Source organism: Psychrobacter sp. TB55-MNA-CIBAN-0194 (assembly GCF_040309505.1).
GTDB lineage: Bacteria > Pseudomonadota > Gammaproteobacteria > Pseudomonadales > Moraxellaceae > Psychrobacter > Psychrobacter fozii.
Map to the genome: position 1 here is coordinate 1 of NZ_JBEOOW010000603.1, position 249 is coordinate 249.

1 pseudogene is annotated in these 249 nt (G+C 49.0%); it reads left to right on the forward strand.

Annotated features, from left to right (window positions below):
* A pseudogene (locus AAEY75_RS16440) lies at positions 1-249 on the forward strand (23S rRNA (uracil(1939)-C(5))-methyltransferase RlmD); the annotation flags it as partial.

The following is a 249-nucleotide window of genomic DNA, read 5'->3' on the forward strand; positions in this document are numbered from 1 at the left end:
GCCTTGGTGGGCTTTCGTGAGCGCTCAAGTAACTTTTTGGCTGAGCTAAATGAGTGTCATATCCTAGATCCCCGTATTGGCTTTGAGCTTGAAAACTTAAAAACCCTTATCAGCACTCTAGAGAGCCGTGACAAGATTGCCCAGCTTGAATTGGCGATGGGTGAAGCAATGCCAGAGCTGCCAGATGGCAATCAGCCAGTCGCCCTCATTGTACGCAACTTAGCACCGTTATCAGACGCTGATGTAGAG